Origin of the sequence: Geobacillus sp. FSL W8-0026, assembly GCF_037966255.1 — a bacterium.
In the GTDB taxonomy this organism is placed as follows: Bacteria; Bacillota; Bacilli; order Bacillales; family Anoxybacillaceae; genus Geobacillus; species Geobacillus icigianus.
Window position 1 is genome coordinate 2,100,297 of record NZ_CP150194.1, and the last position, 26,713, is coordinate 2,127,009.

A 26,713-nucleotide genomic window follows, 5' to 3' on the forward strand; every position below is an offset into this window, starting at 1 on the left:
CAGCTTTTATTTTTCAATTTTTACCATTTGTTTCACTGCTTCGCAAGCCTGTACGACCTCTTCCAACGGTTTTCCTAGCCCCGCCTCAACAGCGGCGATATACGCCCCTTCCACCAAGGGGGCGTCAGCGATTCGGACCCGCTCTTTTCCACCTGCCATCTCAAGAGCCAGTTCAGCGTTTAGCAGAGCGCTTCCAAGGTCGAACAAAACAACGGTCCCTTTTTCAGAATAAACTGATTCGATTGCCTCCTGTATACGAAGGGCATTCGTTCCAATTTCGCCATTGTTGCCTCCCGCTGCGGCAATGCCCACATTTGGAGCTACTTGTTCCAACAACTTCTTCAATCCTTCGGCGATTTCTTCACTATGAGAAACTAATACAAGACTGACATGGTTCATCCATAAGCCCTCCCTATAAGGTTGGTGAAAAACCGCTGTTTTCCTTGATCAATGGGTGAACGGATGAAAATAAGGGCTGGTGCTGCCAAGGTTTTTCTACTTGAGAAACGATCCCGGGAAGCGGTTGCGCGAGTCAATCACCTGCTCCCTATGACTCAACAACCTTAGCGAAAGCAATAAACAATAAGCAGCTAGACGCCGAACCAGGATCAATATGGCCGATCGAACGTTTCCCTAAATAAGCGGCACGCCCCTTTTTCGCCTCCAATGTTTTCGTTTCTTCCATTTTTTGTTGTGCCAATTGTGCTGCCTCTCTAGCAAGCAGCTGTCCTTTTTCTTGCAAAAACATCACGACTGGCTCCCACACATCAATCATTGTCTTTTCACCGACCTGCGCCTTTCCACGCGCTTTCAGCCCAGCCAATGCTTCTCCTAATGCCGCAATCCATTCTTGCTCATTTCCTTCTTGTTTACCAGCAAGGACTTGGGACATTTTTAAAAAAGCCGTCCCATATAACGGCCCTGAAGCTCCCCCAACTTTGGCAATCAAAGTCATGGCCACATCTTTCAACAGTGTTCCGAGATCTTCATAGCGATTTGAAGAAATTTTATCCACCGCTTCTTGAAATCCCCGAGCCATATTCCATCCGTGGTCGCCGTCACCGATCGCTTGATCCAACTCAGTTAAATACTGTTTCTGTTGCTGAAAAAGTTCATTCATTTGATCAATCCATGCTTTTGCTTGCTCTACGCCTAAATTCATCTTCTGCCCTCCTTCCGCTCAGCATGTCTTAAAGGCTACTGTATCAGCCGGCGAACGAAGCAAGTCGATCAGCTCGTCATCGAGCTTCAACAGCGAGATGGAGCACCCCGCCATTTCCAATGAGGTCATATACTCCCCGACAAACGTCTCATGAATACGAATCTGCTTTTCTGCTAACCGCTCAGCATTTCAAAATTCATCACGTCACCGGTATAATTTTTAATGATGAGCAATACTCCATTCCCGCCATCTACGGCTTGAATAGCGGACAAAATTTGATCTGGCGTCGGCGACGTAAACACTTCCCCACAAACAGCTGCATCAAGCATTCCCTTTCCGACGTACCCGGCGTGTGCCGGCTCATGGCCGCTTCCGCCACCACTCACAATCCCAACTTTCCCTTTCACTGGAGCATCCTTCCGGACAATCACATTCGTTCCCGGAATTCGTCTCACTTGTCGAGAATGAGCAGCCACAAATCCTTCCAACATATCATCCACTACCCGTAGCGGATCATTGATCAATTTTTTCAAGATTCCTCTCCCCTTCAATCAAGAATCATCAAAACGAACCCCAAACAGAACTAGTCGCCCGGTAAAATCGAGATGGTTCCTGATCAAGCCAGCCGCACTACCATCCGGCCGCGCAGCTCTCCACGCAAAATGCGCTTAAGCGCCTGCGGCAATTCAGCGAGCGAAATCTCTTTGGCAATCCGCTCCAAATCCGGCTTCAAATCGCCAGCGAGCCGTTCCCAAATGCGAAGCCGCAAATCCATCGGACAATAGACCGAATCGATGCCAAGCAAGCTGACGCCGCGCAAAATGAATGGGTAGACCGTTGTCGGCACGTCCGCTCCTCCCGTCAATCCGCTTACCGCCACGGCCCCGCCGTAACGGATGCGGCTTAGCACGGTCGCCAGCGTCCGGCCGCCGACCGGATCGACCGCCGCCGCCCAGCGCTGCTGATCGAGCGAGCGAATGCGCTCGGCGGTGACGTCTTCGCGCGCCAACACTTTCTTGGCGCCAAGGGCGCGCAAATAATCGTGCTCCGCCGCTTTGCCTGTGCTCGCCTCTACCGTGTAGCCGCGCTTCGCGAGCATCGACACCGCCAGACTGCCGACGCCGCCCGTCGCCCCCGTAACGAGCACCGGCCCGTGTTCCGGCGTCAGCCCGTGCTCCTCAAGCCGATGGATGGACAACGCCGCCGTGAACCCCGCCGTGCCGATCGCCATCGCTTCTTTCAACGTCAACCCTTTCGGCAATGGCACGAGCCAGTCGCCGGGCAAACGCGCATACTCGCTGTAGCCGCCAAAGTGGGTGACGCCAATTTCATAGCCGGTAGCGACCACCTCATCCCCTTCAAGGAACCGCGGATGTTGCGACGAGACGACGACTCCGGCCAAGTCAATCCCGGGCACGAACGGATACGTTTTCACAATTTTGCCGTCCGGGATCGACGCCAGCCCGTCTTTGTAGTTGACGCTTGAATAATGGACGCGGACGACGACATCCCCTTCCGGCAAATCGTCCATCGAGATCGTTTTCACCTCAGCTGTAAACTCCGTTTCCGTTTTGTTGACAACAAACGCTTGAAATGCGGACATCATTTCCTCACCCTTTCCCCATGCATTTTTCCCTCATGTCATTCGACAAACAGACGCTACATTCCTTTCTGAACCAAGAAAACCATCACTTCGGCTTGTGGGCGTAGGCGAGTGATGAATAAACCTCTCATGAACGTCCTCCCTACCCTTCCTTGATTTCTTTTGCTAAACTGGAAACAAACGCATCCTTAAAATGAAAGAGGGGGAAACAGTGGGCAATATCCCTGACCCGAACAAAATTTACACGTACGCGGACTGGAAAACATGGGAAGGTCGCTGGGAACTGATCAATGGAAAAGCCTATAATATGACCCCTGCTCCATCTTCGGAACATCAATTTGCCGTCGGAAAATTGTATTTTGCTTTGCGCCATGTTTTCCAAAACCAACATTGTTACGTCTTTATGGCGCCGTTTGATGTATTCCTTAGCAAAAAGGAAACGTATGAACCCCCTGATGACATTGTCCAACCCGATATTGTGGTGATTTGCAATAAAAAACAGATTGTCAAAAAAGGGGGTTACGGGGCGCCTGCGCTAGTTGTTGAAGTCTTGTCACCTTCAACCGCTTTAAAAGATTACAACGAAAAATTTTATACTTACCAACACTATGGCATTGCGGAATATTGGATCGTCGATACAGCTAACAAAATGCTTCATGTATACAATTTGCACAAAGGGGTCTATCAACGGCATGCCACATACGGGCAACAAGACACGCTGCATTCCGTACAATTTAAGGACTTAGCTATTCCATTAACGTATGTATTTGAATGGAGTTAAAACGGTTCTGACCATTCAGTGTTCATGATCGATCTTTCGTCAAACAGACAGAAATCGATGATCGGGCAGACGCTCCTAAAAATCTCCCCTCCCGAAACCCAAGCGCATAGGCGGAAGAACATTCTGCCCCCGCGGCAGCCGTGTCATACCGTATTTTTCTAAACAGCCGCACAAAAGCAAACAAAACGCCAGCCCGTCGACCCAAGCTGGCGTTTGTCCTTCTTCTTATTGAATGGCTGCTAACGCCTCTGTTAAGACGCGGACAAGGAGCGACAGTTCGTCATCACTGATGCAAAGTGGCGGCGACAAGGTGAGCACGTTGTTGTACCCGGCGACCGTCGTTCCGTTTTTGCCGATGATGACGCCATGGGCTTTGCATTGGCTGATTACTTGGTTGACGAGCGACACATCAAGCGGCTCTTTCGTCGCTCGGTCGACGACCAACTCAATGCCGACAAGCAGTCCTCTTCCGCGCACATCCCCGACGTACGGATGATCGGCCAGTTTCGTTTTCAGTGCCGAAAGCAGCCATTCGCCGGCTTCACGGGAACGGTCAAACAAGCGCTCCGTCTCCATGATTTCGATGTTTTTCAGCGCCACCGCACAAGCAGCCGGGTGGCCGCCAAACGTATTGACATGGCGGAAGTAATCGTATTCGTCCGTTCCTTTAAACGCCTCATAAATCTCTTTCCGCACCGCCGTGGCCGCCAGCGGCAAGTAAGCGCTCGTAATGCCTTTGGCCATCGTAATGATGTCTGGCTTAACCTCTTCATGCATGAACCCGAACGGCTTCCCGGTTCGGCCGAAACCGCAGATGACCTCATCGACAATGAGCAAGGCGCCGTGCTTTTCACATACTTCCTTGACCGCTTTCATGTATCCATCGGGCGGCATCAGCACCCCGCCGCCAGTGATGATCGGCTCCATGATCATGGCGGCAATCGTCTCACTCAGCTCCCACGTCATCACATCGTCAACTGCTTTCACGGCCCGAAGCTGGCGCGGATCGTCCGCTGTGTCAGGATCGCGGTAGCGATCAGGCGGCGGCACATGGATGAAGCCCGGGGCGAGCGGCTCGTATTTGTATTTCCGTTGCGCCTGCCCGGTCGCCGCAAGCGCTCCCATCGAGTTGCCATGATACGCCCGGTAGCGGGAGACGATTTTGTATCGGTGGGGTTCTCCGCGTTGCTGATGGTATTGGCGGGCGATTTTAAACGCCGTTTCGTTCGCCTCTGACCCGCTGTTTGAGAAGAAGATGACATACTCATCGCCCAACAGTTCGCTGAGCTTTTCGCCGAGCTGGATCGCCGGCAGGTGGCTTTGCGTGAGCGGGAAATACGCCAGCGTTTTCAGCTGCTCATACGCCGCCTCCGCCAGCTCCTCGCGCCCATACCCGACGTTGACGCACCAAAGCCCGGCCATCGCATCCAAATACTGACGGCCAGCTGCGTCCACCACCCAACAGCCTTTTGCTTGGTCCGCAATCAGCGTTGCTTGTGGGTTATACGGCTTCATCGAATGCCAAACGTATCGATCGTCTTTGTCGAGCCACAGTTGGTGGGTTGGTTCGGTTTTCATCACCGCTTGGCTCCCTTCCATTGGAAATCGTTCTATTTTACAGCCATTATCGCTCATCCCGCACCACGGTTCATTAGACAAAGTGTAAAAATAGTCGTTTCATCCGTTCCACAGTTTGACTACCATTTTCACCCTAAACCACTAGGAGACCGGCGATTACATCGTGCATACCGCTTCTCGGCATTGTTTCTTAAATAAAAAAACTTGAAACACTGTACACATTTATTCATTGAACAAAGGAAACCACTGCTTTTCACCAGCCCTCTAGAGACGAATCTCTGCTAGGACTGCGTCCATCCCTCTAGGGCTATGGCCTTTACTCGGCTCCAAGCGCGGCCCTCCGTTGCCCATGCATCTCCCCGCCGCTCATCAAGTAGTCGTACGCTTGGAGCATCAACTCGAGAGCCAACCGCTTGTCCGCTTCCATGAAATCAGTCCCAAGGAATCTTTCTAGCTTTTCCATGCGGTGGTACAACGTCTGCCGGACAATAAACAGCCGCCTCGCCGTTTCTTGTTTTGAGCCGTTGCACTGCAAATACACCTTAAGCGTTTCAAGCAGCTTTCCATTATGTTTCCGGTCATACTCGATAATCGGGCCTAAATAGCTGCCTACCATTTCACGAAGATCGCTATATTTATCAAGCACCGTGATCATCCGATACAAATCAAGGTCATTATAAAATAGGCTGGTCGATTTCCCCTTCATCCGGCTCCGAATGGTCAGCGCCTCGAGCGCGGCCGCATAACTTTTCTTCATCGCCGAAAGGGACTTGACAAACGTCCCAACGCCGACGAGCAAATGAGGAAGTCTCGTTTGGACAAACTCTGACTCCATAAGACACCTGATACTTTCCGCGATCCGGCTTTTCCACGTCGCCTCATCCCGTTGATTGATTGCGATAAACGCCAAGTGCCGTCCCATGTCGGATGAAAGCAGAAAAAAACCACGCTGCTCAAACACCGACCGACACAACAGCTTAAAGTATGTCGAATCGAAATTTCCTTTTTGGCCGGCCCCTTCTGCTTTGCACACCCACACAACTCCCCCGTTGATTTGGTAATATGGAAAATAATGAGACAAATAAGACGAAACCTCTTCTTCCGTATACTTCCCTTCCATCCATCCCTTCACCCATTCGTTTTCTTCCGTCCGCCGCTTTTCCTCAATGTAAAGATTCCGCAACAAGTGCTGTGCCAAGGCAGTAGCTGTTCGATCCAAAATCAGCACATCAAACTCATTGATGTCCCGATCGGTGGGGAGAAGGGCCAGTTCCGCATATTCCGTGCCAAACAAAGAAATCGGTTTCGAAACGGCGCCCGGCGGCAGGCTGGCTTCGGATGGAACACCGCTTTCGTTCCCCCGCTTCGGCCGTCCAGGGACATACTCAGCTTCCCCACCGTTCATTTTGAACATGACATCATGGCCTAGGCAGCGATGGAGAACTTTCAAAATGTCGCGATGATGGTGGATGGCCAGCAACTTTTTATTCAGCTCTTGGGAATAGGACTCAAGCTGGGAAATCATCTTATACTGCTGGTTAATTAAATAGGTATGAATATCATGGGTGATCTCAACGAACGGGACTTCCTCAAGAAAAAGAATAAGTGGGAAATGGTGCTGATCAGCCAACTCGATCGCCTCTTCCGGAATGGACGAAGCGTATGTTCCCAGTTCAATGCACAGCCCGGAGGCGTCACACTCAATCAATTGCTGAAGCAGCGACAAAAAGAGCGAATCGTCCTCCCGCCATCCAATTCCGGTAGACAAAATCAACTCCTTGCCGCGCAACAAGTTGCTGATTTTCGTCACCTCGACGACATGCACCCATTTGACCGTCCTGGACAATCCTTCCTTCCCTGCGACAACCATTGTATTTTCAAAATGTTTTCGCTGCAAAATATCAGCGACTGTAAAGGGAAAGTTGCCCCCCATCCTCTCCTCCCCTTTCTTTTAGCCTAATTTTTCATAAAAACATTCGAAATTTTATAGCCAAAATCCTTCTATCATGGGAGGCGTCTATTGACAAATTGTCCAATGATGCTCCATTTTTTGTTGGCACTTTGTCTAATGTACAAGACAGGATTTCCACTTACACTAAAAGCAATATTATGGTTTGACTATTTTGTAAATTCAAACTTCCTTGAGGGGGGAGTTCGGATGAATCATTCGAGCTTGCAAAAAGGATTGAAAGAACGTCATATGGCCATGATCGCCATCGCCGGGGTCATCGGCGCCGGTCTGTTTGTTGGAAGCGGAGCTGTCATCCACTCGACAGGACCAGGAGCCATTGTCTCTTACGCTCTAGCAGGTGCGCTCGTTGTGCTTGTTATGCGGATGCTCGGGGAAATGGCGGCAGCCCGCCCAACGAGCGGATCGTTCGCCGCTTACGCCCATGAAGCGATCGGCCCGTGGGCAGGATTCACGGTTGGGTGGCTGTACTGGTTCTTTTGGGTGATTGTCATTGCGATTGAAGCGAATGCGGGAGCGGCGATCATCCAATATTGGTTTCCTTCTATTCCGTTATGGCTCCTTAGCCTTGTTCTCACCATTTTGATGACGCTTACAAACATTTGGTCCGTGAAATCTTACGGGGAGTTTGAATATTGGTTCGCCTTCATCAAAGTAGCAAGTATCGTGCTTTTTCTCATTCTTGGCTTAGCGTTCATCTTCGGCCTTGCCCCGGGCAGCGATCCGGTCGGCTTGACAAATTTGACCGGCCACGGCGGGTTTATGCCGCATGGCATCGGTTCGATCCTTGTCGGAATCGTCATCGTCATTTTCTCGTTCTTCGGGACAGAAATCGTCACGATCGCCGCCGGCGAATCGGCCGAGCCGCAAGAAGCGGTGTCGAAGGCGACGAAATCGGTCACATGGCGGATTTTAGTGTTTTTCATCGGCTCTATCGCCGTTGTCGTCACATTGCTGCCGTGGAACTCGGCAAGTGTCTTGAAAAGCCCATTTGTTGCTGTATTGGAACACGTCGGCGTCCCTGCGGCCGCCCAAATCATGAACTTTATCGTATTGACCGCGGTATTGTCTTGCCTCAACTCCGGGCTGTACACAACGTCACGCATGTTGTACTCCTTGGCGGAAAAAGGCGAGGCGCCGAAATCGTTTTTGCGGCTGAACAAAAACGGCGTCCCAGTTCGAGCTGTTATCGCCAGCACGCTGTTTGGCTACATCGCCGTCATCATGAACTACGTTTCGCCTGATAAAGTGTTTCTCTTTCTCGTCAACTCTTCCGGGGCGATCGCGCTGCTCGTCTATTTAGCTATTGCTGTCTCGCAGCTCCGCCTGCGAAAAAAACTCGAACGTGAAACCAATGCTGCCTTAAAAATTAAAATGTGGCTGTTTCCATACTTGACTTATTTTACAATTCTTGTTTTGCTCGTCATCCTCGTTTCTATGCTATTCATTGAATCCATGGCTTCTCAGCTGTTGTTAACATTGCTCATTACCGTTGTCGTGATCGTTTGCTACTTCGTGTTTGCCCGGCGTCATCTTCAGCCCAACTACCAACCGCCAGCATCAACAGTCATAAAAGAGTAACGTTCATTATGGATGGATGAGCCTAGCGCCCATCACAAAGGGCGCTATTCCTTTTGAACAGCCCGTCTTCTCTGCTCACCCCCAACCACGTCCACACAGACATACAAACTTGACAACTTTTCAAACTTCCTCTCGCATTGGTATACATCGATTCCATTGCTATATATACTGATATTGAGAACAATTTCACAAACTAGGAGGCCGAAACTATGATCATTCATGAACTGATAGGGATAGAACATTTGTTTACCGAGCAAGTTCAAAAAGGCTATTACATTATTCGCGAAACGTACCAAAACGTACTCGTTGAACCAAAAGACGGCGACACCGTCCGGCAAGTGGACGCCGGCACGGAAGAAGTCGTCACCATCGTATTTGATCCCGGCGACGAATACTCCCTCATTCTCCTTGACACCTACACTTTCGCCGACGGCATCCCGTCTCTGGACGAGCTCAAAGAAACGATTGCCGCGGAATACGACGTCTTTGTCAATGACCGTTGGGCTGCGGCGTCGTTGTAAAAAACGCCCGAAACGATGGACAGCGGAGACAGCGTCTTTCATTCACGTAGTCAAGGAACCAGCCCGTTCGCCTAGCGAGCGGGCTGATTGTTCCGTTCGATCCGAAACACTTGAAAACCGATATCCAACTCCGTCTTCCCCGTTTCATAAACGATTTTCTCCCCCGCACGGCGAATGCGCTCACGACCGATGTCGCAAATCGTCCGAAACCCAGCCCGATATGCCGCTGACGTTTCCGCCAGCCGTTCAGGAAGCTGCACCATAATAAACGACCGCCGGCCGCCGTCTTCGGCGTTTTGCTGCATGACCGCATGGGCCGTTGTCGCCGAGCCGGAAAAAAAGTCGAGGATGACATCATCGTTCTTCGTCGTCAGTGCGATCATACGCTGAATCAGCTTGACGGGCTTCGGGTAATCCATCACCGCCACCCCGTTAAACAGCTCCTTCAGCTCCTTTTTCGCCTCCTGCGAGTGGGACACCTCATCATGCGTCCAGATCGTGAGCGGTGTCATCGTCGGTTTCACCTCGCGCAAAAACCGCTTTAAGCGCGGCACCCCGTTGCCGTCTTTACCAAACCAAATGCGGTTGTCCGCCGCCAACTCGGCAAAGCGCTCTTTCGTCACCCGCCAACAATACCCGTGGGGCGGCGAAACAATCCGGCCGCTTGGGGTCACGATGTCATAAATTTTTTCCGGAATCAGCGGGCCGACCGATAAATCACCGGACGTCCACGGACCGCGCGGGTCATTGTCCGGGTTGGCATACCGCCCGTCCGCTTCCGGATGGCGCGGCAAGCCGTACCAAGCGAGGCGGTCGATATCTTTCGCGTAACATAAAATGAAATCATGATTGCGCGAGGCGAATTTGTTCATATTCACCGGCGAAAACGCCCGCTGCCAAATGAACGTCGCAACGAAATTCCGCTCACCGAAAATTTCATCGCACACCTTTTTCAAATTCGCCTGCTCCGTATCATCAATAGAGATAAAAATCGCCCCTGTTTCAGCCAACAACGCCTTCGCCGCCCAAAGGCGAGGATACATCATGTTGAGCCAGCCGGCATGGGCACGCGCCTCTTCCCGTCCTAAACCTGAAGCGGCACGTTTTCGCTTGCGCCAATTGTCTTTGTACATCAACGCTTTTCCTGTATTATACGGCGGATCAATGTAAATCATCTGCACTTTTCCTTCATGCGAGGGGCGCAAAAGCTTTAACGCTTCCAAATTATCCCCTTCAATGTACCAATTGCTTGTCGTCTCCCACCTCTTGCTTTTTTCCCGGTCCAGCTGCAGCACTCCCGCAGCGGGCGCCTCCGCCAACCGCTTCGCCTCCGCTTTTCCTGGCCACGTGAACTCATACACTTCGTCCTCCGCCTGGCAGCCAAGCGCCTTTTTCAGCCGCTCCCAGTCGATCGCTTCGCCCGTCACCGCCTCCGGAAAAAGCTCTTTAACCAACTCAAGCCGCGCCCTCGCTGCTTTTTTCGCTCTCCTGCTGCCGTTTGCCATCGCACGCCCCCTCCCCCATGTCCGCGAAAAAGTGCTCGTGTTTCCATTATTTCGCCATGGCAAACGGTTTTCCTGCCTCCATTTCTAGCCGAAAAACAACCCCGCCTCCTGCGAACGGAAGCGGGGGTAGAATCCTCTAAACGAGGCCTTCCTCTTTCAAGCTATATTATTCCTTTATGATTTTTATGGCAACGGAGATGTTTCAATCCTCTAAACGAGGCCTTCCCCTTTCAAGAGCACCTTCATTTTACCATTGATTTTCCAAGGTGGCAAGAGGCCATTTTGCACACCCCTTCCACCCCTTTGAAAAATAAAATGTGGTTATGTCAACTTGTATGATTGACCAAAAACGTCAACTGTCCAACGACAAAAACGCAAAAATCTCCTTCACGGAAAAACGCACCTTGGGAAACATGGTCGATGCAGCCATCCCGTTGGCGACATCGTACACGTCTTCTAGCTGAAGCGACCTGCTCCCTTAAATCACCGGCATCGTAGTAAAACAGGCCATTTTATGAAGGAAGGCGGGCTGTTGCGGCCCGCCTGTTCTCATTTCAACCCTTCTTCCACCTGCTTGACCATCTCGGATACGGACGTCAATCCGCCTCCTGACAGATACCAATAGTTCGGATCCAAATACACGATCTGTCCGTTTTGATATGCCTTCGTCTTTTTCACAAGCGCGTTCTCAATGGTTTGCTTGGCTGTCGGCTTTCCTTCAACAACGGCATCGCGGTCAATGACAAACAAGTAATCTGGATTTTTTTCGGCAATGTATTCAAACGACACACTTTGTCCGTGCGGATTCGTTACTTTCAAATTCGGATCCGCGGCCGGGACGCCGAGCACATCATGAATGAGACCAAACCGTGATCCCGTTCCATACGCGCTTACTTTTCCTCCTGTCGTTAGAATAATCAACGCTTTCTTATCTCCCGCTTTCGCCTTCACTTCTTCGACTTGTTTCTCGATGTTTGCTAATTCCTCATCCACTTTTTTTTCTTTGCCGAATATTTGTCCGATTAGCTTCATATTGTTTGTGAACGAATCCCAATAATGCTGAGTGTCAATGCCCATGTACACGGTAGGACCTATTTCTTTGAACTTGTCATACAAATTGGCCTGCCGCCCGGAAATAAAAATAACATCAGGCTTTATTTCGCTTAACTTCTCAAAATCTGGCTCCATCAAACTTCCCACGTTTTGATACTCATTGCTTTTGTATTTTTCCAAGTATTTCGGAACGTTCATCTGCGGCAAGGCGGTCACTTTGACACCGAGCTTATCTAATGTGTCCAACACCCCGAAATCAAAGACAACCACTTTTTCAGGATTTTTCTTCACTTTCGCTTCTCCAAGCTGGTGCTTGATCGTCATTTCTTCTGCCTGTTCCGTTTTCTTTTCGTTATTCTTTCCGCTCGTGCCGCTACTTTCGCTCTTTGTTTGGCCGTTTCCGCATGCGGCCAACATGACGACAAGCAAGGCTACAACTAGCATCAGCCAACGCTGCTTCATTGGCTCTTACCCCCTTCAACAATGTTCTGTATATGTTGACGGCTTTCTTTTCCCACGGCAAGGGGCGCCCTTTCTTGCCAATGTTCCAAGGAAAGCCGGATCAACCTGTTGTACGTTACTGGAATAGGAGTGTATCCATGCGCTTCGCCAGTCTCCCGCATGGTGTTTCCAATCAAAACCCCTTGAAATGTCATCATTTTTTGTGATTTCCAGCGATCGAGCGATCGGTTGGTTTTCACCAGTCTCTTAAAACTACAGACAGATGCGGCTATTCCCGGCAGGCCCATTTGCGCCGCCGTAATCGCCAACCTTAAAAATACACACAGATGCGTCTATTCTCTATCGTTTGCACGCGCACATCCAAATCGTAAATACGGTGAAGAACCTCATTGCGCATGATCGATGAGACATCTCCTTCGCAGATGACCGTGCCATCTTTTAAAGCGACCATATGATCGGAATAACAGGAAGCAAAATTGATATCGTGCATCACAACGACAATCGTTTTGTTGAGCTCATCGACCAGCTGGCGCAACACTTTCATCATTTGCACCGCATGTTTCATATCCAAATTGTTCAACGGTTCGTCCAAAAAAATGTAATCTGTATCTTGTGCCAACACCATGGCGATATAGGCCCGCTGACGCTGTCCGCCGCTCAGCTCATCAATATACCGGTTTTGCAACTCTTCCAATTCCATATAGCGAATCGCTTCGCGCACATAGTTCCGATCTTCGCGCGTCAAACGGCCGCGCGAGTATGGAAAGCGGCCGAACGACACCAATTCGTTGACCGTCAGCCGGGCAGCGATATGATTGGACTGCTTTAAAATGGAAATTTTTTTCGCTAACTCTTCTGTTCGATAGCAACTGATTTCTTTTCCCTCAACCCAGATTTCTCCGTCATCTTTTGAAATCAAGCGGCTCATCATGGCAAGGAGCGTGCTTTTCCCCGCTCCGTTCGGTCCGATGAGCGACGTTAATTGCCGAGGCGGAACGGTTAAAGATACGCGATCGACGACCGTCTTTCCACCGTACCGCTTTGTCACTTGTTTCACCTCTACCATGCCTTTCGCTCCTTTATCAAGAGGTACAGAAAATACGCGCCCCCGACTATATTGACGATGACAGACAATGGCGTCGAAAACACAAACACTCTCTCGACGATCAGCTGACCACCAATCAGGGCAGCGATGCCAAACAGCCCCGCTCCCGCCAGCAAATACCGATGCTCATACGTTTGAAAAAACGCATACGCAAGATTGGCGACGATCAGTCCGAAAAACATGATGGGCCCGACAAGCGCTGTTGAAATTGAGACAAGCAGAGCCACCACCATCAACAATCGCTTGACGATCCGTTCATAGTCCACCCCCAAATTGATGGCGTGGTCTTTGCCTAGCGATAACACATCCAGCTCATGAAGGTGGCGATATGTATAGGCCGTGGCAGCGGCAATGCACCATCCAGCCGGCCAAAGCAAATCGGTTTTCATATTGTTGATGCTCGCAAACATTCGGTCTTGAATGATGGAAAACTCATTCGGATCAATCAAATATTGCAAAAACGACGTCACACTCTGCATAAACGTACCGAGAATCATCCCGACAAGCAAGATGAAATAGAGGTTTTGCCCCTCTCGACGAAATAAGAAAGAATACAACAAGACCGAAAACCCCATCATTGTGCCGGCTGAAAAAAGAAAGTGAGACGTGTCGCTCATCATCGTTAACGTCGTCGAACCGAAAAAAAACACAACAACGGTTTGCACCAGCATGTAAACCGCGTCCAAGCCGATGATGCTCGGCGTTAAGATTCGGTTGTGCGTCATCGTTTGAAATAAAACGGTCGACACTGCCCCTGCCCAACCGACAAACACCATCGCCATGATTTTTTCACCGCGCGAACGCAACACATATTCAAGATCGCCGCGCAAATGCGTAAACAAAAACAAAACGGCTAGTACAAGAACCAAAACGACAAGCACCGCTACTTTCATCCGCTTAGACATACCGCTTTGTTCTCCTTGCCAGCAAATATAGAAAAATGCCGCTCCCTATCACCCCGACCGTCAACCCAATCGGAATTTCATACGGATAGATGACCACGCGCCCCAATACATCACAAAGCAACACAAACAGCGCGCCAAACACCGCTGTCAGCGGCAACACTTTGCGCAAATGATCACCGTAATACATCGTTACAAGATTCGGAACGACCAAGCCCAAAAACGGCAGCGTCCCCACCGTCAGCACTTCAATCGCTGAAACGACCGCGACAATGAGCAGCCCCGCATACACAACCGATCGATAGCGAAGCCCTAAATTCGTTGCCATCTCCTCTCCCATTCCCGCGATCGTAAAACGATTGGCGTATGCATAGGCAAGACCCATCAGCGGGACGCTTACATACAACGTCTCGTAGCGCCCCTCCATCATCACGGAAAAGTCGCCGTGCAGCCAAGCGGAAAGCGATTGAATCAAATCGTACCTATAGGCCAAAAACATCGTCACTGAACCGATGATGTTGCCGAACATCAAACCGACAAGCGGTATGAACACGGAATCTTTATATTTGATGCGATCTAACATCGTCATGAACAGCAGCGTTCCGACAAACGCAAACACAACAGCTATAGCGGCTTTGACCAGCGGAGCCGCCGAAGCGAACAAAATCATGGACACCAGCAAGCCGAGCCGCGCCCAATCCATCGTTCCCGCGGTTGTCGGCGACACGAATTTGTTTTGGCTCAACTGCTGCATAATCAAGCCGCAAATGCTGACGCTTGACCCGGCAAGAAGAATGCTGATCAGCCGAGGCAAGCGGCTAATCAAGAAAATTTCCCAAGCCGCCTGGTCACCGGAAAGCAGCGCGCTGGGCGATAAATCATGAACGCCGACAAACAGCGAACCCATGGATAGGACAACAAGCAACAATATCCACTTTTTCATTTTTCCTCATCTCGTTTTCCATTCTGCCCCATACCCCCAACGGGACGGGATGAACCATTTTCCCAAAACAATCAGGATATAGTGATCGTCTTTATTAATAGAGAGTTTGTTTCCAAGCAGGCGGCGCTGCTATGACAATCGGCCTCTCCCGTCAACTCTGTATGCTTTTCAAATCAACTCCCTCCTGCTTACGTCTATCGCCGCCTTCTGCCAATTTTCTTGGCAATTTCTCAAAGAGAAAGATTATCATTTTCACATTTCATATTTTAATTGATAAAAATTATCATTGTCAATGTTTTTCATCACTTTTTCATCAATTTCTTGTCCTTTTTTCATCGACCAACAAAAACGAGATCCCTTTCCCCTTTTCTCCCTCGCACAAAAAAAGCGCCCTGCCTAACCGGCAGCGCACTTTCATCAACGTCTTATCCTTTGACAAACACCGTCTTGATCGCCGTGAAAAACTCAATGGCCGCCCGCCCTTGTTCCCGCGAATGGGAGCTCGACTGCTTCATGCCGCCAAACGGCGCTTGCAGTTCAACTCCTGCACTTTCTTCATTGATGCGAACGAGCCCGGCTTCAATATCTTGGATAAACGTCAACATTTTTCCGATGTTTTGAGTGAAAATTGAGGCGCTCAATCCAAACGGCGTGTCATTGGCTAACGCCAATGCTTCCTCAAACGTCTCCACTTTGATTAAGGCGAGCACCGGCCCAAAAATTTCCTCACGGGCGATCGTCATGTTCGGGGATACGTTCTCAAACACCGTCGGCTCCACATAAAAACCGGTACCGAACTCCCCGTCGTCCAAGCGGCGGCCGCCACAAAGCAATGTCGCCCCTTCTTCGATTCCTTTTTCGATATAAGAAAGCACCGTCTCCAACTGCTTCTGGCTGGCGCACGGCCCCATCCAAACGCCGTCCGCGAGTCCATTGCCGATGGTCAGTTCCTTGATCCTTGCCAACAACCGCCGTTTAAACGGTTCGTATATAGCGCTTTGCACAAAAACGCGGCTTGTCGCTGTACATTTTTGCCCCGTCGAACGCAGCCCGCCGCTAATCGTCGCTTCGACTGCGCGGTCAAGGTCAGCGTCCTCAAGCACAATGATCGGGTTTTTTCCGCCCATTTCCAGCTGATACTTTGCCCCTCTGGCCACCGCTTTTTGGGCGATCATTTTGCCGACGTCATTGGAACCGGTGAAGGTGATCGCGTGAATATACGGATGTTCGGCCATGGCGTTGCCGATCACCGACCCTTTCCCCATCACCAAGTTGACGACCCCGGCCGGCAATCCCGCTTCGTCCAAGCACTCCACGATTTTGGCCGCCGTGACCGCCGTTTCCTGGGCCGGCTTAAACACCACTGTATTTCCATAGATGATAGCGGGAGCAATTTTCCAAATCGGAATGGCGACCGGAAAGTTCCACGGCGTGATCACGCCGACCACTCCAAGCGGCACGCGGGTTGTCAACATGAGCGCCTCGCTGTCCGTAGAAGGAATGACCTCGCCGATGGACCGCATTCCTTCTCCAGCGTAGTAGCGCAAAATATTTACTCCTCGCTGCACCTCCCCTTTCGCTTCGGGGAGTGTTTTCCCCATCTCCCTTGTCACCGTTTCCGCAATCTCATCAAGCCGTTGCTCAAGAACGTCAGCTGCGCGGAACAAATACTCCCCGCGTTTTGGGCCGGACAATTTCCGCCATACCGGTTGCGCTCGTCCCGCCGCTTCGACCGCGGCGTTCAAGTCCTCGATGCCGGATTGCTGCACATAGCCAACAATATCGTAGGTATTGGCTGGGCTAATGCTCGGTTCGGTTTGGCTTGTGGATGAAGGGGTCCATTGGCCGTTAATGTAATTCAAATACGTTTGTCTTGCCGTTCCTGCCGTCATGATCCATTCTCCTTTCTGTGAAAATGCAGGCCTGACGCGGATTTTCATCCCCGGGTGGAGGGCAGATCACTGCCCATGGATCTTTTCCGTGAAAATGCCGAACTGACGCGGGATTTTCATCCCCGGGTGGAGGGCAAATCGCGCTGCCCATGGAGCTTTTCTGTGAACATCATCACAACGGCCAGCCTTCTTCGAAACAATGTTTGACTGCGCCGTCGCAAACAACCTATCGCTTTACTACTATACTACTACAGTTCTAATGTTTCGTAAATTCCGATTTATCAGACGATATAGCAGCAAGACGGCCAATCATCGCGCGTTGGCGACAAAAACATCCATGAGGAAATGTTGCTCCTCGCCCCAGCATGAATATCACGGCTCATCGACGGGTGATGTTTACAGAAAAACAGAAGGTGCCCCAAAAGGATCGGGACACCTTCTTCCATCGCTATATGTGCACTGAATGCTGATCTTGAAGACAGACAACTTTTTAGGTCTGCCCCGGCCAAAATGAATCTGCATCATCTTAATCATGGAAATTCGTCCCATCCGTCACTTCTTTAACAATACCGGCGCGAATGACGAAGTCGCCAAAACGTTCGCCGTCAAGCCGCTCTTTCGCGTAGCGGGACAAAAGGACGCGCAGTTCGCGCAAAATGTCTTCTTCGCCGATGTTTTCGCGGTACAGTTTGCCAAGGCGCGTGCCGTTGAAGGCGGCGCCGAGGTACATGTTGTATTTGCCGACCGCTTTGCCGACGAAGGCGATTTCAGCGAGCACGTGGCGGGCGCAGCCGTTCGGACAGCCGGTCATGCGGATCGTGATTTCTTCGTCGCGCAAGCCGTTTTCATCGATGATTTCCTCAATTTTATCGAGCAGTTTCGGCAAGTATCGCTCCGCTTCCGCCATCGCCAAACCGCATGTCGGCAGGGCGACACAGGCGAGCGCGTTGCGGCGCAAGGCGGTGTACCGGCGTCCGTCGGTCAAGCCGTACTTGGCGATCAGCGCCTCGATCTCCGGTTTTTTCTCGCTCGTCACATTGGCGATGACTAAATTTTGGTTCGGCGTCAGCCGAAAATCGCCGGTATGAACGGTGGCGATTTCGCGCAAGCCGGTCATCAGCTTGTAATCGTCGTAATCTTTGACGCGGCCGCCTTCGACAAAGAGGGTGAAATGCCACGTTCCGTTGACGCCCTCAACCCAGCCGTAGCGGTCGCCGCTATGTTCAAAATGGTATGGACGCGCTTCCTCAAACTTCCAGCCCAACCGGCGCTCAATTTCCTCTTTGACCGCTTCCAAACCAAGCCGGTCGATCGTGTATTTGAAGCGGGCGTGTTTGCGTGACGAGCGGTTGCCGTAGTCGCGCTGCACGGTCATAATTTTTTCCGCCACGTTCACGACTTGATCCGGACGGCAGAAGCCGATCACTTTGGCGAGCTGCGGATAGGTTGTTTTGTCGCCGTGGGTCATCCCCATGCCGCCGCCGATGGCAACGTTAAACCCGGCGAGCTTGCCGTCCTCGACAATCGCGATGAACCCAATGTCTTGCGAGAACACATCGACATCGTTCGACGGCGGAACGGCGATGCCGATTTTAAATTTCCGCGGCAAATAGGTCGAGCCGTAAATCGGTTCTTCCTCGCCGTCGACTGAAGGCGTCCCCGCCACTTTTTCATCATCCAGCCAAATTTCATAATACGCCCGTGTCCGCGGCAACAAATGGTCGCTGATCAGCTTCGCCCATTCGTACACTTCCGCGTGCACTTCCGATTGGTACGGGTTCGGGTTGCACATCACGTTCCGATTGACGTCGCCGCAAGCGGCAAGCGTCGTCATCAAAGCGCTGTTGATGGCTTGCATCGTCTTTTTCACGTTCCATTTCAAGACGCCATGCAATTGAAACGCTTGACGCGTCGTCAGTTTCAACGTGCCGTTGGCGTATTTGCGGGCGATTTCATCCATGACCAGCCACTGCTCCGGCGTCGCCACCCCACCCGGCGTGCGGACGCGAATCATAAACTGATACGCCGGCTCAAGCTTTTGTTTTTGCCGCTCGGTGCGGACATCCCGGTCGTCTTGCAAGTAGCTGCCGTGGAACTTCATCAGCCGGTTGTCATCATCGGGAATGCCCGCGCTGAGCGGGTCTTCCATCGTTTCAGCGAGCGTGCCGCGCAAATAACGGCTTTCCTGCTTGATGCGCTCGACATCGCTTGGCGGTCCGTCCGGCGCCGTTAAGATGACTTTCGCCATTTTCCTTCCCACTCCTTTTTTCGATTAATAGACATCGCGTTGGTACCGTTTTTGCTTTTGCATCTCAGTGACATACGCTTCTGCCTGTTCGCGGCTCATACCGCCTTCTTTTTCAATAATATCGATGAGCGTCTGATGGACGTCGCGCGCCATGTGCTGCTTGTCGCCGCATACGTAGACGACGGCGCCTTCCTCAAGCCAGCCGAACAGCTCCTTGCTTCGTTCGAGCATCCGGTGCTGGACGTACACTTTTTTCTCCGTATCGCGCGAGAAGGCGACATCCATTTTGGTCAGCACGCCGCTTTTCAGCCACGCGAGCCATTCCGTCTGGTACAAGAAATCGGTCATAAAATGTTGGTCGCCAAAGAACAGCCACGATTTTCCGCTCACACCTGTCGCTTCGCGCTCTTGCATAAAGGCGCGGAACGGCGCCACCCCAGTTCCTGAACCAATCATGATGATCGGCGTGTCCGGATCCTTCGGCAGCTTAAAATTCGGGTTCGGCTGCACAAAGACCGGCAAGGTGTCGCCGATTGGGACGCGCTCGGCGCAAAAGGTTGAGCATACCCCTTTGCGCAGGCGGCCGTAAGACTGATAGCGAACCGCCCCGATCGTCAAATGCACCTCGTCCGGATACGCGGCTAAGCTGCTCGCGATCGAATACAGGCGCGGCGGCATTTTCCGCAGGATGGAAATGAGTTGTTGCGGCGCAGCGTCCCACGGACCGAAATCGCGCAAGGCATCGAGCAAGTCGCGGCCTTTGGCGTATTCTTTCAGCTTCGCCTCATTGCCCGGCGCCACAAGCTCTTGAAGCGCGCTGTTTTTTGACAGCGGCGCCAGTTTTTGCAGCAGCGCTTTCGTCAAAACGGTGATTTCAAAATGGGACGTGAGCGCTTCTTTCAGCGACCGCACTTCGCCATCTTTATCGATCGTCACCGTTTCTTCCGGATTCCATTTCATTTCTTGGATGATGAGGTCGACAAGCTCTGGATCGTTTTTCGGGAAAATGCCAAGCGCATCGCCCGGCTCATATTTCAAGCCCGATCCTTCCAGCGACAATTCGAGATGGCGCGTTTCTTTATTCGACCCGCGGCCGTTTAAGTTGATGTTTTCCAACACCTCGGCCGGGAACGGATTTTTCCGCGAATAGACGACGGCCGGCTCCGCTTTCGGGGCCGCAGCCACCGCCGACAAAAGCGGAGTTGCCCCACCGCTGGCGTTTGCCTCTTTGCTCAACTCGCCAAGCACGCCGTCAAGCCATTTCGCCGCCGCTTCCTCGTAATCGACATCGCAATCGACGCGCGGATAAAACCGCGTTCCGCCCAGCTCCTCGAGCCGCTTGTCGAAATCTTTCCCCGTCTGGCAAAACTGCTCGTACGACGTATCGCCGAGCGCAAGGACGGAGAAACGGAGATGATCCAGTTTTGGCGCCCGTTTGCTGTGGAGGAATTCGTAAAACGACACCGCGTTGTCCGGCGGATCGCCTTCCCCGTGTGTGCTCACGACAATGAGCAGCGTCTCCACTTTCTTTAATTCGTTCGGCTTAAACTCAAGCATCGACGACACTTTCGCCTCAAAGCCGCGCTCCTTGAGCGCCTTGCCCGCTTTTTCCGCCAACTTTTGCGCGTTGCCGGTTTGCGAGCCGTAAAGAACGGTCACTTCTTTCGAAACCGGCTTGCCGCCTCCGGCAAACAGCGCCGGTGCATTGGCGTCCAACACGGTGACCGCCGCCTCGGCCGCGGCCAAATACCCGCTCAGCCAAAGCTTTTGCGACGGCGTCAGCGTCGGCAACAAACGGTTCAGAAGCTCGATTTGCTCCTGAGTAAACGGACTGTTGGTTACTTGCAGCTGCAACGGTGTCCACCCCTCAATCGAAAAGTCGCATGGAACGATGGCGGCATGGTCGCCTCCTATTCAAGCACCAGCGCCAAATATCCATTATTCCTATAAAATAAGTATACTTTAAATATACATCATATTTACACTTTACCCTAAAACAGAACATTAGTAAAATAAATATAAATTATTAACATGATTAATATTTCTAATAAATCCAACCAAAAAAAGCGCCAGCCTGCTGTTTGAAAAGGAAACTTTTTCCGCACCTAGCACATCCATGATTACACAACGCTCGCTCCGCGGCCATGATGATTAAGAACGACGCTTGCTTCCCAGCCGTGAACACCCCTTGATCGAACGGTGTTCGCCTCCCAGCCATGAACGTCCAAACTCGCCTAGCAGGCGAGTGAAAAACAGTGGTTTCCGTCAATCAATACGCCGCACCGGTACCGCTAAGTTTCTCTAATTGCGAAATGGGGCTTGGATCCTCATGGCCGGTGGTAGCCAGCGACAGTCGGCACAAAAGCCGTTCCACCCAAATAGGGCAGGAAGCCGATAGCCCGATTCAACCGCAGATGGAGGAATCACTGATGTACTACGATGAACTAAAAACGTTCATTACGCTGGCAGAAGTGAAAAATTTCACAAAAACAGCCGAGATTCTCCACCTTTCCCAGCCGAGTGTCAGCTTGCATATTAAAAACTTGGAAAAAGAGTTTCAAACGAAACTGTTCATCCGTTCCCCGAAGCAGCTGCGAATGACGCCGACCGGTGAACTTCTGTATGACCGCGCCAAACAAATGATGGCGCTTTATGAACAGACGAAACAAGATATTTTAGAGCATCACCACTCGGTAAAAGGCGAATTAAAAATCGGCGCCAGCTTTACGATTGGAGAATATATTTTGCCGCCGTTTTTGCTCGACTTCCAACAGCGCTACCCGGAACTCGAACTTGAGGTAATGATCGGCAACACAAAAGAAATCGTCGAACTCGTCCGCTCGTACCAAGTGGATATCGGCTTGATCGAAGGGCAAACGAACGAAAAAGAGCTGTCCGTTCATCCGTTCATGCAGGACGAACTTGTCATCGTCGCTTCCAACCGCCACGAATTGGCACAAAAAGAGGAAGTGGCGATCACCGATTTACAAAATGAAGCATGGGTGGCGCGCGAAGTCGGGTCGGGGACAAGGGAATATTTCAACCACTTCATCCGTTCCAACGGATTAAAGGTGAAATCACTCATGATCATCAGCAGCAACCAAGGCATCAAAGAGATGTTAATCAACGGCAACGCCCTGTCCTTGCTGTCGCGCAGCGTCGTCGCCCGCGACATCGAGCACGGCCATCTGTCAGTCATCCGCTTGAAGCACCCGCCGTTTTACCGGATGTTTTCCTACATCTATTCTCCGGTGATGGAAAACAAACAAACCGTGCGCATTTTTCTTGACAGATTGCAAAACCGTTAAACGACGAAGGCGTTTTCCGCACGGCCTCCGTCTCGGGCACCTCCCATCGCCTCCATCGGATCAACGGTTCACGGCCGCCTAAGGCAGCAGACATATGCCGGGCAACCAAGAGAGGGCGGAGCCACAAACGGCCCGCCCTTTACACTTCCATTTCGCTATGGCGGATGTGCGGCATTTCGATTTGAATGGTCGCATGGCGAATGTGAAAACGGGTTTCCACTAAATCAATCGCCTGCTGCAAAATCGCCTGCGCATCGCAGCCATCTTCAATAAGCAAGTGGCAGCTTAACGAATCGAGTCCGGAAGTGATCGTCCAAATATGCAAATCATGGACATCGGCCACCCCGTCAATGCCGGAAAGCGCCGCTTTGACTTCTGCTTGATCAATAGCCACAGGCGTTCCTTCCATTAAAATGTGCACCGTCTGCCGAACGACGGCGAAGGCCCCTCGCAAAATCAAAACGGCGACCAAGATGGAAATGAGCGGATCGGCCGCATACCAGCCAAACAGCCACATGACAAGCCCCGCCGCGATCGCGCCGACCGAACCTAGCGCATCACCGAGGACATGAAGATACGCGCTGCGGACATTGACGTTTTCTTTGACGTCTCCTTGGCGCAACAACACCCACGCGCTGACGAGATTGGCCACCAACCCGACAGCGGCCACGATCATCATTGTTCCACTCTCGACTTCAGGTGGGTGTACTAATCGTTCTATTGCTTCCCAAATAATCCAAATCGCAATGATCACTAACGTGACCCCGTTTACGAGCGCCGCTAAAATCTCAAACCGGTAAAATCCATACGTTCTCTTTGGCGACACAGGCCTCGATGCCAGCCACACCGCCACCAAGCTTAATAGAAGCGAAGCCGCATCACTCAGCATATGCCCCGAATCGGAAAGAAGAGCCAAGCTGTTCGTCACAAGCCCGCCGACAAACTCGAGCACCATAATCCCGACCGTTACGCTAAAGGCGATCGCTAACCCTTTTTGATTGCCCTCTCTGCTTTGATGATGCCCGTGATGGTGATCGCAATGGCCATGCGCATGATGATGCATCCATTCTCTCCCCCTCATGAATGTTGAGCGTGATCAACCGCCTGCTTGAGCAACGAAATGACATGTTCGTCATCGCACGAGTACACCAACATTTTCCCCTCACGGCGATATTTGACAAGCCGCAACGTCCGCAGCAGCGCCAACTGATGGGAAACCGCCGATTGCGACATGCCGAGCACTTCCGCCATATGGCCAACATGGCATTCTTCCTGGGAAAGCAAATACAAAATTTTGATCCGTGTCGGATCGGCTAACGCTTTAAAAATCTGTGCCACTTCCTCAATTACACGTGGATCTAAAAACGAATGATCCTCTGCGTTCATGGCTGTTCCCCCATATTTTAATATATGAGCATTTGTTCATATATATGAATCATAACCGACCTTTTTTTCATTGTCAACTCATTTGCCTCGCTACAAACCGCCACTAACTGACATTTCCACCATAGCAGCCAAACAAAAAGAGGCCTGACCCAAAAGTCGGCCTGCCTTCCACATAGACACAACATATAGAACGAACCGGAAAGATGTGTAGAACAAGCGATCTCCCCTTTTGCGATGCTCTCTCGCCCATTACGGTTTCAGCCGCACCGCCGTCCCCGTGGCAATGCACATCATCATGCCATCGCGCAGTGTTTCAAAGTCGAGATCCACCCCGATCACAGCGTTGGCACCAAGGCTTCTCGCCTGATTGACCATCTCCTTGATCGCCATCTCCCGCCCTTCGGCCAACTTGCTTTCATACGTTCCGCTTCGCCCGCCGATAATATCGGTAATGCTGGCAAGAAAATCGCGAACGACATTGGCGCCCAAAATGACCTCTCCCGCGACAATGCCTAAGTATTCCTCGATTTCTTTTCCTTGAATGGTACTGGTCGTTGTCACAATCACAAGCAATCCCCTCCCGCTCGCTCATAAACAGTTTGATTCGTTGCTGTTCCTTTATTGCCGAGCCGCTTTATACATATGGAGCACGATCGAAATACATCATATGAGCGACGGCTGAAAACATAAACGCTTGCCACATCGTTTTCATCGGTCCTCACCTCCCGCAAACAAACACCAACCATCCATTTGTTGAGAGACAACAGCCCAACTAACGGTGGTTTACATCATTTTACCATATTGACGAGCCAACCGCCAGCGGTTTAGGAGACCGTTGATTTAAGCGGGCAAGCTGCTGATCAAGCCCGTTTCTCAAATAGAAAAGCCTCGTCGCATCACGATCACATTTCAAACGATCCCCCATTGCTCAAAAGAAACAACCGTTTTTCACCAGCCTTTTAGGCCATTCATAGAAGTGACGGTTCTAGAAGGCTGGATGATTTGAAAAATCGTGACCCCGTCCTTTTTCCGGGCGGTTTCTTTTGAACAGATGCACAATCCCCTCAAAAGAAGGGATACTCACCAAGTCGCCATTGGAGTAAGCTTAACGATAGCAGGCTTTCTTTTGTCGTTGCGCCCCATCCTAAAAGACAGGTGAAAAACACCAAGATCACCGACTACTTGATTGATCATGTATCCCCTCCCATCCTAAAGGGGCGGTGATTTACTCGCGCAACCGTTTCCCAGCATCGTTTTTCAAATAGAAAAGCCTTGCAACAGTGCACACTTTTTTCACCGCCCAAAGGAAACCGATGTTTTTCACCAGCCTTCTAAAAGGCAAGGGAAACGCCTTTTCGCTCTGCCCGGGGCGCCCGACAGGAACGGAAAACGGATCTGATCGAATCCGGAGCCGCCGACTTTTTCTTACCCACCGCTCTCCTCAAGCATCGGCGCATTCAACAACGAAAAAATGAATGAATATTCATTCTTTGTGGTATAATGGTGGCAGTATCTGCACACAAAGGGAGGAACGCTCGCCATGTGGATCCATAAAATCATCAAAAAACGATTTGAAGCCGAAACGGTCAACAACGTGCACATCGCCAAAGCGACCGCTTCGTTTCAAGGCGTTCGGCTTACGGTCCGCTGCTTCATCGCAGACGGCGTTCTCATTGATACCGGAGCCAAATCGATGGAAAGCGAGTTCGCCTCGTTTTTTCAGCAGCACGACATCGATCAAGTCGTCATCACCCATTACCATGAAGACCATACCGGTTGTGCGGCGTTTTTGCAACAAACGATGGGATTGCCCATCTATATGAATGAACCGATGATCGAGTATTGCCGACAAAAGGCGGATTATCCGCTGTATCGGAAAATCTTTTGGGGAAAGCGCGACCCGTTTGCCGCCGAGCCCATCGGCGCTGTGTTTTCCTCGCGAAACGCCACATGGGAGGTGATTCCGACACCGGGCCATGCCGTGGACCATGTCGTCTTTTTGAATCGCGAAACGGGCCAGCTGTTTAGCGGCGACTTATACTGCCAAGAGAAAACGAAAGTCATCCTGCGCGAAGAAGACATCCCGACGATCATCGCCTCGTTGCAACGCGTGTTGGCGCACGACTTCGGCGACGTCTTCTGCGCCCACGCCGGCTACCTTCCGAACGGGCGTGAGGCGCTGCAGCGGAAGCTCGACTACTTGCTTGAACTACAGGATACGATCATCGACCTGTACAAAAACGGAATGCCGCCCAAACAAATGCAAGCGCTCCTGTTTCCGAAAAAATATCCGATCGTCTTTTTTTCCGGCGGAGAGTGGGACTCGCTCCATATCATCCGTTCCGTCATTCGGCACTACCAAGCGAAGCAGCAGGCCAGCTGAAGCCGCCCCTTGCTTGCCGCCGTTAAACGCTGAGAAGGCTGGCGAAAAACAACGTCAAGGCAAACAGCGGTTTTTCACCAACCTTTTAGGGCAGCTCCCCGCTGCCCTTTTTCCTTTTTTAGAAAACAGACCGACCCGCTCGCACCGATATGACCGCTACCTCCTATGCCCACGGTCGCAAACCAGAGCTGCGCCTCTGGCTTCTCCGTTCGCCCGGCGTATGATATGCTAGTAGAAAAAAGAGGCTCTTCACCAAAAGCTGGACTTGATTTTTCATCACGTACCTTACTTATGTAGCCAAGAAAGAAACGATTTTTTGCATACACTTGTT

22 protein-coding genes and 1 pseudogene are annotated in these 26,713 nt (G+C 51.3%); 5 read left to right on the forward strand and 18 right to left on the reverse strand.

Going from position 1 to position 26,713, the window contains the following annotated elements:
- Positions 1-6: 6 nt before the first annotated feature.
- The 4 genes and pseudogenes from dhaM to NST29_RS10565 form a co-directional block, all read right to left on the reverse strand.
- Positions 7-399, reverse strand: a complete 393-nt coding sequence (gene dhaM, locus NST29_RS10550) for a dihydroxyacetone kinase phosphoryl donor subunit DhaM (RefSeq protein WP_033022666.1) — start codon at positions 397-399, stop codon at positions 7-9.
- A gap of 148 nt (positions 400-547) precedes the next feature.
- The gene (dhaL, locus tag NST29_RS10555; protein ID WP_031410086.1) at positions 548-1,162 is read right to left on the reverse strand and encodes a dihydroxyacetone kinase subunit DhaL; all 615 of its coding nucleotides are present in this window, start codon (positions 1,160-1,162) and stop codon (positions 548-550) included.
- Between the two features lie 18 nt (positions 1,163-1,180).
- Positions 1,181-1,695, reverse strand: a pseudogene (locus NST29_RS10560) (dihydroxyacetone kinase subunit DhaK).
- Between the two features lie 83 nt (positions 1,696-1,778).
- Entirely contained in the window at positions 1,779-2,765 is a 987-nt protein-coding gene (locus NST29_RS10565) for an acryloyl-CoA reductase (RefSeq protein ID WP_033022701.1), read from the reverse strand.
- A 211-nt stretch (positions 2,766-2,976) separates the two neighbouring features.
- Here NST29_RS10565 and NST29_RS10570 point away from each other — a divergent pair, with 211 nt between their 5' ends.
- Entirely contained in the window at positions 2,977-3,546 is a 570-nt protein-coding gene (locus NST29_RS10570; RefSeq protein ID WP_081917065.1) for a Uma2 family endonuclease, read from the forward strand.
- Positions 3,547-3,771: 225 nt separating this feature from the next.
- On the opposite strand, the gene NST29_RS10575 is transcribed toward NST29_RS10570, so the two are convergent.
- Positions 3,772-5,124, reverse strand: coding sequence for an aspartate aminotransferase family protein (locus tag NST29_RS10575; RefSeq protein WP_033022671.1), 1,353 nt, complete (start codon positions 5,122-5,124; stop codon positions 3,772-3,774).
- A 316-nt stretch (positions 5,125-5,440) separates the two neighbouring features.
- Positions 5,441-7,057, reverse strand: a complete 1,617-nt coding sequence (locus NST29_RS10580) for a PucR family transcriptional regulator (protein WP_339232140.1) — start codon at positions 7,055-7,057, stop codon at positions 5,441-5,443.
- Between the two features lie 225 nt (positions 7,058-7,282).
- Here NST29_RS10580 and gabP point away from each other — a divergent pair, with 225 nt between their 5' ends.
- Positions 7,283-8,674: a GABA permease gene (gene gabP / locus NST29_RS10585; RefSeq protein WP_033022674.1), complete on the forward strand. Its 1,392-nt coding sequence runs from the start codon at positions 7,283-7,285 to the stop codon at positions 8,672-8,674.
- Positions 8,675-8,883: 209 nt separating this feature from the next.
- Positions 8,884-9,195 carry a hypothetical protein gene (locus tag NST29_RS10590; RefSeq protein WP_033022676.1) on the forward strand — a complete coding sequence of 104 codons (312 nt, stop codon included), beginning with the start codon at positions 8,884-8,886 and terminating at the stop codon, positions 9,193-9,195.
- A gap of 71 nt (positions 9,196-9,266) precedes the next feature.
- Here the strand turns inward: NST29_RS10590 and NST29_RS10595 are convergent, their stop codons facing one another.
- The 9 genes from NST29_RS10595 to NST29_RS10635 form a co-directional block, all read right to left on the reverse strand.
- Positions 9,267-10,700, reverse strand: coding sequence for a site-specific DNA-methyltransferase (locus NST29_RS10595; protein ID WP_033022678.1), 1,434 nt, complete (start codon positions 10,698-10,700; stop codon positions 9,267-9,269).
- A 549-nt stretch (positions 10,701-11,249) separates the two neighbouring features.
- Positions 11,250-12,215, reverse strand: a complete 966-nt coding sequence (locus tag NST29_RS10600; protein ID WP_033022679.1) for a siderophore ABC transporter substrate-binding protein — start codon at positions 12,213-12,215, stop codon at positions 11,250-11,252.
- Positions 12,212-12,523 carry a hypothetical protein gene (locus NST29_RS10605; RefSeq protein ID WP_033022681.1) on the reverse strand — a complete coding sequence of 104 codons (312 nt, stop codon included), beginning with the start codon at positions 12,521-12,523 and terminating at the stop codon, positions 12,212-12,214. Before NST29_RS10605 ends, NST29_RS10600 begins: the two co-directional genes overlap by 4 nt.
- A gap of 2 nt (positions 12,524-12,525) precedes the next feature.
- Positions 12,526-13,281: an ABC transporter ATP-binding protein gene (locus NST29_RS10610; RefSeq protein ID WP_033022683.1), complete on the reverse strand. Its 756-nt coding sequence runs from the start codon at positions 13,279-13,281 to the stop codon at positions 12,526-12,528.
- Positions 13,275-14,225 carry an iron chelate uptake ABC transporter family permease subunit gene (locus NST29_RS10615; RefSeq protein ID WP_033022685.1) on the reverse strand — a complete coding sequence of 317 codons (951 nt, stop codon included), beginning with the start codon at positions 14,223-14,225 and terminating at the stop codon, positions 13,275-13,277. The genes NST29_RS10610 and NST29_RS10615 overlap by 7 nt, the downstream gene beginning before the upstream one ends.
- Positions 14,218-15,165, reverse strand: a complete 948-nt coding sequence (locus NST29_RS10620) for an ABC transporter permease (RefSeq protein ID WP_033022688.1) — start codon at positions 15,163-15,165, stop codon at positions 14,218-14,220. Before NST29_RS10620 ends, NST29_RS10615 begins: the two co-directional genes overlap by 8 nt.
- A 425-nt stretch (positions 15,166-15,590) precedes the next feature.
- The gene (gene gucD, locus NST29_RS10625; RefSeq protein WP_033022690.1) at positions 15,591-17,057 is read right to left on the reverse strand and encodes an alpha-ketoglutaric semialdehyde dehydrogenase GucD; all 1,467 of its coding nucleotides are present in this window, start codon (positions 17,055-17,057) and stop codon (positions 15,591-15,593) included.
- A 526-nt stretch (positions 17,058-17,583) separates the two neighbouring features.
- Entirely contained in the window at positions 17,584-19,305 is a 1,722-nt protein-coding gene (gene cysI / locus NST29_RS10630; protein WP_033022692.1) for an assimilatory sulfite reductase (NADPH) hemoprotein subunit, read from the reverse strand.
- A gap of 24 nt (positions 19,306-19,329) precedes the next feature.
- Positions 19,330-21,159: an assimilatory sulfite reductase (NADPH) flavoprotein subunit gene (locus NST29_RS10635; protein WP_033022694.1), complete on the reverse strand. Its 1,830-nt coding sequence runs from the start codon at positions 21,157-21,159 to the stop codon at positions 19,330-19,332.
- A 575-nt stretch (positions 21,160-21,734) separates the two neighbouring features.
- Between NST29_RS10635 and NST29_RS10640 the strand changes: the two genes are divergently transcribed.
- On the forward strand, positions 21,735-22,613 hold the full coding sequence (locus NST29_RS10640; RefSeq protein WP_033021264.1) for a LysR family transcriptional regulator: 879 nt from the start codon (positions 21,735-21,737) through the stop codon (positions 22,611-22,613).
- 139 nt (positions 22,614-22,752) lie between these two features.
- Here NST29_RS10640 and NST29_RS10645 read toward each other — a convergent pair whose 3' ends face one another.
- From NST29_RS10645 to NST29_RS10655, 3 genes are all read right to left on the reverse strand, one after another.
- Positions 22,753-23,676 (reverse strand): cation diffusion facilitator family transporter, encoded by a 924-nt coding sequence (locus tag NST29_RS10645; RefSeq protein WP_033021265.1) that lies wholly within the window; start codon positions 23,674-23,676, stop codon positions 22,753-22,755.
- A gap of 14 nt (positions 23,677-23,690) precedes the next feature.
- Positions 23,691-23,999, reverse strand: a complete 309-nt coding sequence (locus tag NST29_RS10650) for a metalloregulator ArsR/SmtB family transcription factor (protein WP_033021268.1) — start codon at positions 23,997-23,999, stop codon at positions 23,691-23,693.
- A 249-nt stretch (positions 24,000-24,248) separates the two neighbouring features.
- A complete protein-coding gene (locus NST29_RS10655; protein WP_033021271.1) occupies positions 24,249-24,566 on the reverse strand; it encodes a YbjQ family protein in 318 nt (105 codons plus the stop codon).
- Positions 24,567-25,539: 973 nt separating this feature from the next.
- Between NST29_RS10655 and NST29_RS10660 the strand changes: the two genes are divergently transcribed.
- Positions 25,540-26,382: an MBL fold metallo-hydrolase gene (locus NST29_RS10660; RefSeq protein ID WP_033021273.1), complete on the forward strand. Its 843-nt coding sequence runs from the start codon at positions 25,540-25,542 to the stop codon at positions 26,380-26,382.
- Positions 26,383-26,713 lie beyond the last annotated feature (331 nt).